We start from the raw sequence: 10,915 nt of genomic DNA on the forward strand, positions 1-10,915 counted from the left end.
TCGACGTCGAAGTCGTCAACAGGAGCCCGGAGACCCGCGGCTTTCAGCTCGTGAAAAGACGCTGGGTGGTCGAGCGGAGTATCGGTTGGATCATGATGCACCGCCGCCTCGCCCGCGACTACGAGACCCTCACCGCCAGCTCCGAGGCCATGATCCACATCGCCTCTATCGACAACCTCACCAGGCGCATAACGGACGAGACAATACCCACCTGGCGAGGGACGTACTAGGACGTAAACGGCAAGTTGTCCACTTTAAACGCCCTCTTAGGCATACTCCCCCCGCGCCAACCGCGCCTATCTGTGGAAACGCCACATCAAGGCGGTCATCCCGGAGAAGAAGGACCAGGTGGCCAACCGCAGGAAGAAGGGCAGCCGGGGCGGGCGGCCCGTCAGCCACCACGCCGGTCTCTACAAGGAACGCAACACCGTCGAGCGTCTGATCAACCGGCTGAAGAACTGGCGCGGCATCGCCACCCGATACGACAAGACACCCGAGAGCTACCTCGCCGGCCTCGAGCTCCGCGCCTCGATGATCTGGCTCGAGGACCTCCTGCGAGCAGCCGATTGATCACGACATCACACAGGCCCTAGCAATTCTGGGTGGTGAACTTCGTTGCGGGCTCTGTGCCGGTACCCGTATCCGCCTCCGGCAGAGCCCATCGGGCAATGTTGCCGTACTGGTCCTCAATCAACAGCTTTCCACCCTTCACGGGCACGTTGAGGTCAGTGATGGCCTTGTACTCTTCATTGGCCTTGACCGTCGCGTAGGGGGTGAAGGCATCGATGCAGCCCTGCCAAGGCGCATCCGTGTAGTCCCAGGCTTCGGTCATCTCCGGGCCCCGCGCCCACTTGATGTGGTTGTCCGTCTGCCGACCGAGGGTCCCGCCCGTCGCGGACTTCATGGTGAAGGCGACGGCCAGCGCGTACTTCCCATTCAAGGGAAGCGTCTTGTCCTTGGCGAAGGCATCCCGGTAGGCAATACCGGTGAGTGTGACCTGCATGGGGCGACCTTCGTCGTCCTTGAGCGTGACGGTCTCGCCGATCTGCCGTAGCGCTGGGTCCGTGGCGCCATCCTCCCCCGGTACCTGACTCACGGCCTGCGGTGGCCAGGAATCTAGGTCGCCTCCGGCTTCTGCGCACCCCGCCACTGCAAGGGACACCACCAGCGTCACAACCGCTAATGCCTTTTTCATACTGAAGCACCCGCCCTGTCTTCGTTGCACATCACATCGGGACATCGATGTACGGACGCTACCGGGGGAATCGATCATGGTGCATTGAATTGGCCGACCGTGCACAGCGCCCTGTCCGTGAGCGGTGCGTTATCCGGTACCGCAGCAAGGTGTCGTTGACAGCGATGACAGGGCGGGGTGCGGTGGCGAGTGCGCGGCGGGTGGTCACTCCGAGCCGCAGTGCTCAGAGGACGTGTCGGGATCGATGACGGCTACGTCGGAGGCCAGAGCACGGGCGGCGTCGGCGAAGTACTGCTCGTCGGCGCCGTGGGCGAGGCCGAGGATGACGCCCTGACTGAGGCCGACGAACAACGCCCTGAGCGCGGTGGCTAGGCGTTGCGCCTGATGCGACGTCACAGTGTTCCCGTTGTGTGATCTGCCGGTGAACAACGCGATCAGGTGGCGTTCCTGTGCCTGAACAGCGGTCCTCCAACGGACCAGCACGCTTCACCCGCTATCACGCACCAACTCGTAAAGCCGGATCCCCTCACAAAACGCCCGACGCTCAGCGGTCAGGCCCCCACCCTCTGGATACCTCACCTCATCGGCATACCGCGGGGATCATGAACCGTCACCACCCGACGACAACCCGAAAACCTCAGTTACCCGGGCCAACGTCCGCCGCTGGTCCGGCCGGCCGTGCGCCAGCGGTCCCCGGGACAGCTCCCGCTCCAGCCGGGCGATCTGCACGTCCGACAGTGCGGCCGACCGGGCGAACCCTTCGACACCAGGCCGGTCTCACGCCGTTCCCGCCATGCTTTGCGCCACCGCTCGACGGACCGCACCGAGACCCGCAGGTCCGCCGCGATCCGGGCGTTCGTCTGCCCGGCCTCGCCCCGGGCCCCCGCCTCCAGCCGAATCCGCTCCCGGGCCGCCCGTTCCCGGTCGGTCAACCCGCCACCTTGCGCATATCTCACACACACTCAAGCAGCGCACGTACCGAACGGCCTTCAACCAAGGCAGGACGACATTACCCGTTCAAGGTCAGTAGTGTTTTCAGGGCTCGACGGTGCCAACTGCTTCAAACGATGGGACACCCTCGAGCACAGGTATCTCGAGTTCCCCGCACAGCGAGCTCCACAGGAAGTCTGTGAAGGATAGAGGAACCTCGACCCACTCCCCCATCTCAACAACGACTGACCATTGCATTCCACCACCAGCCGGGGGGGCTAGAAAAACGTGGTTTCCGGATATCGAACGGGCAACAGGGACGCATCCGCCAGGCGCGGGATGAATGGCGTAGGGGTACAGCTCTGGATTCCCTCGAGCCAATTCCGAGTATGCAGAAGCGGCTTGCTCCCACAATAGCGTGAGGGGCAGCCCATCTTGACCCCCTGCCGCCCGAGGATGGAACAGGTAGAGTTGATCGTTGATAACGCCTGGACCGTACATTGAAACGAACTGCTTGTAATCGTCCGGAAGCATCAACTGTGAGCGTTGCTCAATAGCGTGCCAGTCAAGTTCCGGATCACCGTTGAGAAGCGGAGGACCCAGGAGTTCACGGAACAGAGAGATTTCCACCGGAAGACCTTTCGGAGCAGGAGTAACCACCGGATGCACGATTATATACCGTGCAGTTTAGACGGAATCCTCCATCCCCTATCGCATACATGCGTATTTCGGTCGGTATTGCAGGGTCAGTACCGTGATAAACCGGGAGAACACCAAGTGCAACGTTCTGGTATCTTGCCGCCACGGCGATGTCATTCTCAAGACTTCGCATGTGTGGCGAATTTGCGGGATTTTGGTAACCCGTTACGAAGTTGCGTAGCGTTTCCCTGGACCCTCCCAGCTGATTCGCAACGAGATGCAGGGCGGCTCGGTTGCTTGCTGGTAGTCGATTGTACCCTGCCGGCTTCCATTTCGGGTCGAGGCGCCACGGCCGCAAGTCATACATATTGATGAAGGCCGCTGCTCCAGTAGCTCTGCACTCGTCAGCTCCAGCCCCGAAGCGGGTCATGGGGGCGTAGTAGAAAGCCGGGTCGGTCGACGGAAAGTCTCGAGAACAAGAATTGCGAGTACGTCGAGCATTTGGGTCCGCACCGGACTTGCCGTAACCGAGATCCGGGTCGATATCTTCGTCCGGGAACATATCTTGAAGAGTATTGAGACTGATTCTGTCCTCGGGTGTGTACGGATCAGCGCCGATTCCCCTGACCAAAGCCGCATTGGTCGCCCTCTTGTCGACGACGACTGCACTGTAAAGGGAACTTTGCTGAACGTGCGCGATATCGACACTTGGTTTCGGCGGGGTACGTGTAGGTGCTGGTACCGGGGACCTGCCGCGGTTGGGGTTCTGAGGCGTGGGCGGCTTGGGCGGCTTGATGGTGCCGGTGCGGGAGGTTGTGCTCTTGGGAGCACTGCTGCTGCCGCGGACGGAGTTGTTGGTACGAGATCCCGTGCGCGTCGAGCAGTTATAGGTGCAACGATTCGAGCCGGTGCCGCGACTGGGCTTTGCCTGCCCCTTATACCGGTAGTTGTACCGCTTTTCCCAGCGGTCCAGTTCCCTGGCGTTCTTCCGGGCCTGGGCGCGGCTGCTGGTCGAGGTCCTGCCCCCGCTGGATGAGCCTCTCCGATTGGGTCGGGCTCTGTTCTTCGGGGCAGCGCCAGCGCCTCGGCTGCTCGCGGAGCCTCGCGCTCCTCCCCAGGCGCGCAGGAGGGGGGTGCCGCCGCCGCAGATGCAGACATGGCCGGTTGGGTCTGTGCCGTTCAGCGGACCGCCGTTTGCGTAGTTGTAGCGGTTGGCCTGAGCCGATGGGTCGGGGTCGAGCTGCCAGGTGTCGCGGGAGGCGAAGGTGCCGGTGCCGGGCTGGTACCAGCGGGCGGCCATGTTGACGTCGCCGTTGGCGGGGTCGGTCCAGCCGGACTGGTAGCCGAGGTTGGGCATGCCGCCTTCGGTGGCGGTGGTAGTGCCGAAGGGGTCGTAGGCGGTGGAGCCGGTGACCTTCAGGCCGTCGGTGGACAGGCCGGCGACGAGGTCGGTGTGCTGGTCGGTGAGGGACCACTGGGTGGTGGTGCTGTTGGCGCTGGCCAGCAGGGAACCGCTGGGGGTTCGGCTGTAGTCGGTGGTGCCGTCGCCGAGGAGGTTGTTGGAGCCGCCGTCGTAACGGAAGGTGGCGCTCCCGTGCTTGGAGACCCGGTCGAGGGAGTCGTAGGTGTAGGTGGATGTGCCGTCGGTGATCTTGCGTTCGAAGGCGTCGAAGGCGAGGGTCCGTGTGGTGGCTGCCTTGGTGACGGCGTTGAGGGTGCCGCGTGGTGTGTAGGTGTAGGTGGCGGAGCCGTCGGTCAGCAGGCGGTTGCGTGCGTCGTAGGTGGCGGTGGCTGTGCCGGCCTTGGTGCGGTTGCCGGCGGCGTCCCACGTGTAGGTGGTGGTCTTGTTGTCGTGGGTCCAGTAGGACATGCGTCCTGCCTGGTCGTAGCCGTAGACGTCCTCGCCTGCTCCGGCGGTGCCGGTGGTTTCCTTCCAGGTGAGCTGGTCGTCCAGGTCGTAGGCGTAGGTGGTGGCCGTGATTTGGGTCTGCTCGTCGGGGGTGGTGACGATGTCGTCGGTGAGGCGTCCGAGGCTGTCGTAGCCGTAGCTGCGCCGGGCCGACTCGGTCCACGCGGTGGAGCCTTCGGGCTGGATGGCGTACCGCTCCATGACGGGGCGGCCGGCGGCGTCCCAGGAGTACCAGATGTCGGCGCCGGTCATCTCGTTCCACAGCCACTCGAGCCGGCCGGCCGGGTCGTAGCCGTAGCTGGTGGTGTTCTTGGCGTCCGTTCGTTCGGTCATGTTGCCGTCGGCGTCGTAGGTGTAGTTGACGGTGCCGGCGGGGCCGTTTGCGGTGAGGAGTTGTCCGCGGTCGTTGTAGGTGTAGGTGTTCGGGTTGAGGGGCCCGGTGACGCCTACAGAGGTCAGTCGGCCGGCGAGGTCGTAGCCGAGGGTGCGGTCGGTGGTGGTGGCTTCTGCTCCGCTGCCTGTCTCGTGGATGAGGCGGCCGAGGGCGTCGTAGGTGCGCTGGCGGGTGACGCCGCCGGGCAGGTGCTCGGTGACGGCCTGTCCGGCCTTGTCGTAGACGGTGGTCCAGGTGCGGTCGGTCGCGTCGGGGTGGGCGGTTCGATGGTGGACTCGGGCAGGCCCCAGGTGTTGAACGTGTGGAGGGTCTTGTTGCCGCGGCCGTCGGTCAGCCTGGTGCGGTTGCCTGCCGCGTCGTAGCCGAACGTCGTGGTGATGGACTCGGTGGCGGAGACCGGTTCGACCAGCCGGGTCATGCGGCCGAGGGCGTCGTAGGTGTAGGTGGTGCGTGCCTTGGTCTGCGGGGAGATGGCCGCGGTGAGGTTGCCGTCGGCGTCGAACTCGGCGGTTTGCGTGCGCAGGGCTGTGCTGCCGGTGCCGTAGTCCGTTGTCGCGGTGGGGTGGCCGAGGGTGTCGTAGGTGGTGGTGGTGCGCCGGTTGGTGGGGTCGGTGGTTTCGGTCTGGCGGCCGAGGCCGTCGTAGCCGAACCGGGTGGTGCCTGCCGGGTCGGTCACGGAGAGGACTTCACCGGCGGCGTTGTATGTGCTGGTGGTGGTGACACCGGCCGGGGTTGTCGACGCGGTCTGGTTGTCGGCGTCGTCCCAGGTGTAGCGGCTGGTCAGGTTCTGCGGAGTGGGGCGGCGTTCGACGGTGGTGGCGGTCAGCTGGCGGCCCAGTTCGTCGTAGGTGGCCTCGGTGCGGGCGCCGGTCGGGTCGGTCGTCGACAGTTGGAGGCCGGTCGGGGTCCAGGTGTGGCGGGTGACGCCGCCGCCTTCGGTGCTCATGGTGGGCCCGAGGATCAGTTTCGGGTCGGTCTCCGTCGCGGCCAGGGCGTCGGCGGCGTTGGCCACCGGGTCCGTGGTGCTGGTCAGCTGTCCGAGTTGGTCGTAGCCGTAGCGGGTGGTGCGGCCCAGCGGGTCGGTGACCGTCTGCGGCAGTCCGAGCGGGGTGTAGGTGGTGCGGGTGGTTGCCGTCAGGGCGCTGGTGGTGCCCGGCGGGGTGTAGTCGGGCAGGGTCACGGCGGTGGTGCGGCCGAGGAGGTCGACCTCGCTGCGCGTTGTCTTGCCGCGGGCGTCCTTGGCGTGGGTGGCCTCGCCGAAGGTGTTGTAGCCGGTGACCGTGGTCGGCCGGGCGGTCGTCGTTGCGGCGCCGTTCTCCTCGGTCTGCACCTCAGGAGCGGTTTCCTGCACCAGGCGGCCCAGGGCGTCGTAGCGGTAGCTGGTGGTGAAGGCGTTCGGGTCGGCGCCGGGGGTGTTGCCGCGTGGGCTGACCGTGGTCAGCGGGAGGCCTCGGTCGTCGTAGGTGGTGGTCGTGGTGTGGGTGGTGGTGCCGTCGGTGACGGTCTGCTTGGTCGGGTTGCCTGCGGTGTCGTACTCCGAGGTGGTGGTGAGCTTCTTGTCGCCGGTGATGGACTGCGTGGCCTGCTTGACGCGGTCGTCGCCGTCGTAGGTGAAGGTGCTGGTGCGGTTGAGGCCGCCGGGGTCCAGGACGCTGGTCTTGGTGCGGCCCAGGGCGTCGACCGTGTACGTCTCGGTGGTGCCGCCGCCGGTGGTCTGCTTGATCAGGTTGCCGGCCGGGTCGTAGGCGTTGGATTCCAGCACGATGTCGTGTCGGCTGCCGTCGGCCTGGGTGATCTGCCGGGCCGTGGTGGTGGCCGGCAGCCCGTCGTCGAAGTACGTGTACGTCGTCGTCGCGCCCATCGCGTCTGTCGTGGACGCCAGGCGTCCGGCCGGGTCGTAGGCGTTGGAGACCACGGTCAGGTCCTTGACGGCGCCCGGCGGGTCACCGGTCCAGTCGTCCAGGACGGTGGTGGCGTGCTGGCCGCGTGGGGTGTAGCTGTAGGTGAAGTGGGTGCCTGCGGTGTCGGTCATGCCGATGGCCTGGCCGAGGGCGTCGTACTCGTAGCGGGTGGTGTTCTGTTCTGCGTCGGTGATGCTGTCGTTCAGGCCGTACGCGTTGTAGTGGTAGGCCGTGGTGCGGGCAGGGTCGGAGCCGGTGGTGTCCGCTGCCGTCTCGGACAGCAGGTTGCCGTCCTCGTCGTAGTTGCGGGTGATCTTCGCGGTGTGGGTGGTGCCGGTGATCTCGTTCTTCACTCCGGCGCCGGTCTCGGCGACCACGTTGGAGGCAGTGTCGTAGCCGTAGGTGGTGCTCACACCGTTCGGGAACGTGTCGGACACCTGCTTCTCGGACGTCTTCCGGCCCAGGCCGTCGTAGGTGTATGAGGTGACCAGTCCCGAGGGAGCGGTGGACTCGGCCAGGTCGCCACTTGAGAAGTAGCGGTAGGACGTCTTGGCTCCCCCGGGCGTGGTCTGGGTCAGCACCAGACCTGCTGGGGTGGTTCCGCCGCCGACCGCTGCCTCGCTGCCGGTGGTGTACGTGGTGGTGGCGGTGCTGTTGTCCGGCCTGACCACTGTGGTCGGAAGACCCAGGCTGTTGTACATGTACTGGGTGCGGTAGCGGCTGTCCCTCGCGTCGCTGGAGCGCTGGTCGCGGTAGGTCAGCGGCTTGTCGTTGCGCGGGTCGAGCGGGTCGTCCGCGTTTAGGTAGTAGGAGGTGAAGCTCGTCCAGCAGGAGTCGGCGTCGCGGCAGGTAGTGGCCGACACGGTGTTCCCACGGGCGTCATGGCCCGTGATGGTGGTGTGGCCGTTGGGATCGGTGACGGTGTGCAGGCTGCCGGCGGTGTCGTAGGCGTACGAGGTGACCGCGCCCGTCTCGTCCCTGTGCGAGACCATTCGCTGGCCGTGCAGGGCGTCATAGCTGGTGCTGCTGGTCCTCCCCTTCGGATCGGTCACTGCCACCGTGGCCGTCAGGCCCGAGGAGGCTGCTTCGGCCTGCGCCCGGTAGTGGGCAGCGACCTGGCCGGGGGTCAGAGCGCTGCGATAGAGGGCGACCTCGTCAATGGTGCCGCGGAAGTAGTAGGTGCCTTCCGGCTGGCCCATCCAGCCGGAGGAGGCGTAGCCGCCGCCGATGTAGGCGTGGGGCATGCCTGAGTCGGCCAGTTGGCCGGTCAGGGCGCCGACTTTGACCCCGTCGAGGTAGAGGGTCTGGGTTGAAGCGGTGGCAGACAGTACGACGTGGTGCCACTTGCTGTCCGTCACGGTCTGTGCGGACACGATGGGAGGTGCGCCAGCGCCGGTGAGCTGGAACTCGCCGCGGAGTTTGCCGTTGCCGTCGATGTTGAGGACTGGGCGCCAGGACGTCGGTTTCTGGCCGATGGGGGCGTTTTGGAAGCTCATCAGCACAGCGGACGCGTTGGACGTCTTGAACCACAGTTCGGCCGACAGGTCGGTGCTGCCAGCGGGGATCGAGCCGGGTATCTCGATGTGACCGGTGCTGCCGAGGTCGATGGCACGGTCGTCGCCGGTTCCGAACACGCCAGGCTGGTCCTGCCGGGAATAGCGTATGGTGCCGCTGTCCGGCTGGTATACGGCGTTCATGTCTGGGCCGCCGACCTCGCTGTGCAGTGTGATCCCCTCGGCTTCACCGAGTCGCCAATACGCGGCAGGCGCGTCCGCGACGGCAACGCCCTGGTATTGGGCACCCGTGCCTTCGGTGAGCGCCTTCCGTGCCTGAATGTGTCGGTTGGGTGTGTCCGTGTAACCGGCCGCGCTCGCCCACCACGGGTAGGTCCAGGTCACTTTGCCGTCGGAGAAGTTCCGGAGGAACGTCACGAGAGGCTTGTCGTAGAAGGCGACTTCGTCGATCTGCCCGGTGAAATTGCGATATCCAGCGGCCTGCCCGTCCCAGCCGGGCGAGGAGTAGCCACCGCCCACGAAGACATGGGCAAATCGGACAGTATCGACGCCCGTCTGGGTGCTGGCCTGGTAGTCGCCGTCGAGGAAAAGGGCCTGTATGCCCTCGTTGCCGGCGAGCAGGACATGATGCCATTCGTTATCAGTGACGGCGATTTTCGATGTCAGGGCGCTGGCAGCGAAGGAGAATCTTCCCCTCAGCTTGCCGTCGGAGTCGATGAGCAGCATCGGTGTCCAGCCCGAGGCCGGTGTGTCGCCGAACTCGGCATTCTGGTTGGAGACCAGTACTCCGCCTGGCTCGTTGGTCTTGAACCACAGCTCCAGCGACATCGACGTCTTCGTGCCCAAAGACTCCACGGGCACTTCAACTGCTCCGTCGCCGGTGAACGCCGCGGCAGTGTCGTCTCCGTCGGAGAAGATGCCCGCGCTGCCGAGCCGTACGCTTTCGAGGTAACTGCCGGCGAGTTCGTCGGCCAGTGGGCTTGTGGCCTGGGCGCCGCTGCGTTCGCCCAGGCGCCAGTACCCGGTGGGGCCGCTGCGCTGGATCGCGTCGGCGTAGGAGGAGGAAGCGGTCGAGTAGGTGGGGGCAGCGACCTTCCAGGTGCCACCGTTGTTGTCCGTGTGTTCGGTCAGCCGGCCGGTCACCCGGTCGTAGGTGGCTGTGGCGTGCACGCGACCGGACGGGAGCGTGACCTTGGTCATCTGCCCGATGGCCGCGCGGGCCGCGTAGTGTTCGCTGATCGTGGCACGGTCCAGCGGGTGGTTGTAGAGGGCCACCTCGTCCATCTGGCCCTTGAAGCGGTAGGTGCCCGCGGCCAGTCCGTTCCACCCGACGCTGGCGTAGCCGGCACCCAGGTATGCGTAGTCGCTGCCCTGCTCGATGAGGGCCCCGTCGAGTGAACCGACCAGGGCACCATCGAGGAACAGGCTCTGCTTGGCCGCGCCGCTGGTCAGCACGGCATGGTGCCACTGCCCGTCGGTCACGGGCTGCGTCGACACGATCGGTGTCGCGCCGGAGACACCGGCCAGGTAGAACTCGCCTCGCAGCTTGCCTGCCCCGTCGATGTTCAGCACTGGCCGCCATGAGATCGGCTTCTCACCCAGTTCGGCGTCCTGGAAACCCACCAGGACACCCGAGGGCGTGCTGGTCTTGAACCACAACTCGATGGCCGGGAAGGCAGTGGCCTTCAAGGTGTCCAAGGGCAGCTCGATCACCGAGTCCGTGCCGTCGAAGCCGACCGAGGTGTCGTCGGCGCCGGCCAGCGCGGGCTCTGTTCCCAGCTGCACGTCCCGGTAGACGGCCTTGTCCAGGCCGGTACGCGAGACGGCCTCGCTGGCCGCCGCAGACCCCTCGCGCTCGCCCAGCCGCCAGTACGAGTCAGGGCCCGCGTCCAGTACCCCGCTGCGGTAGACCGAACCGTTCTCGTATTCGTAAAGAGAGCACTTGGTGGTCGACGACGGAGGGCACACCTTGGTCAGCCGGTCACCGGTGTAGGTGTATCGCCACGTCAGGCCGGGAGTGGTGGTGTCGATCGCGTTGGTGGCGACCGTGCTGACGTGGTTGCCGGACCAGGTGAAGGACAGGGAGCGGCCGGACAGCACGTCGGTGACCGTGCGCAGCTGCCCGCCGCTGGCCGTCTCGTGGGTCAGACGCTGCGCCCGGCCGGCGCTGTCGGTCACCGAGGCCAGCGCACCGCCGGCAAGGAATGAGTAGGTGGTTCCGGAGCGTTCCCTACTGAGGTTTTCGGGTTGTCGTCGGGTGGTGACGGTTCATGATCCCCGCGGTATGCCGATGAGGTGAGGTATCCAGAGGGTGGGGGCCTGATCGCTGAGCGTCGGGCGTTTCGTGAGGGGATCCGGCTTCAGGCCGGCGAGAGGTTCGCGGCGGGCGAGAAGACGGCGGCGATCGCGAAGGATCTGCGGGTGAGTGTGCGG

General features: G+C 65.9%; 4 protein-coding genes and 4 pseudogenes. 3 read left to right on the forward strand and 5 right to left on the reverse strand.

Annotated features, from left to right (window positions below; all coding sequences use genetic code 11):
- On the forward strand, positions 1 to 230 hold a 230-nt coding region (locus tag ACZ4V6_RS36165), incomplete at its 5' end, for a transposase (RefSeq protein WP_467835462.1).
- 40 nt (positions 231 to 270) lie between these two features.
- Positions 271 to 570: pseudogene (locus ACZ4V6_RS36170) on the forward strand (transposase); the annotation flags it as partial.
- A 19-nt stretch (positions 571 to 589) separates the two neighbouring features.
- Here ACZ4V6_RS36170 and ACZ4V6_RS36175 read toward each other — a convergent pair.
- The 5 genes and pseudogenes from ACZ4V6_RS36175 to ACZ4V6_RS36195 all read right to left on the reverse strand — a co-directional run bounded on the left by ACZ4V6_RS36175 (position 590) and on the right by ACZ4V6_RS36195 (position 10,660).
- Positions 590 to 1,195, reverse strand: coding sequence for a hypothetical protein (locus tag ACZ4V6_RS36175; protein ID WP_467835464.1), 606 nt, complete (start codon positions 1,193 to 1,195; stop codon positions 590 to 592).
- A 204-nt stretch (positions 1,196 to 1,399) separates the two neighbouring features.
- Positions 1,400 to 1,669, reverse strand: a pseudogene (locus ACZ4V6_RS36180) (TetR/AcrR family transcriptional regulator); the annotation flags it as partial.
- A gap of 153 nt (positions 1,670 to 1,822) precedes the next feature.
- A pseudogene (locus ACZ4V6_RS36185) lies at positions 1,823 to 2,151 on the reverse strand (helix-turn-helix domain-containing protein); the annotation flags it as partial.
- Between the two features lie 581 nt (positions 2,152 to 2,732).
- Complete coding sequence (locus tag ACZ4V6_RS36190; protein ID WP_467835468.1) at positions 2,733 to 5,204, reverse strand: RHS repeat-associated core domain-containing protein; 2,472 nt, start codon at positions 5,202 to 5,204, stop codon at positions 2,733 to 2,735.
- A complete protein-coding gene (locus tag ACZ4V6_RS36195; RefSeq protein WP_467835466.1) occupies positions 5,129 to 10,660 on the reverse strand; it encodes a LamG-like jellyroll fold domain-containing protein in 5,532 nt (1,843 codons plus the stop codon). The genes ACZ4V6_RS36190 and ACZ4V6_RS36195 overlap by 76 nt, the downstream gene beginning before the upstream one ends.
- 117 nt (positions 10,661 to 10,777) lie before the next feature.
- Between ACZ4V6_RS36195 and ACZ4V6_RS36200 the strand changes: the two are divergent.
- Positions 10,778 to 10,915 (forward strand): annotated as a pseudogene (locus ACZ4V6_RS36200) (IS630 family transposase); the annotation flags it as partial.

Source organism: Streptomyces sp. NPDC029152, assembly GCF_055564355.1.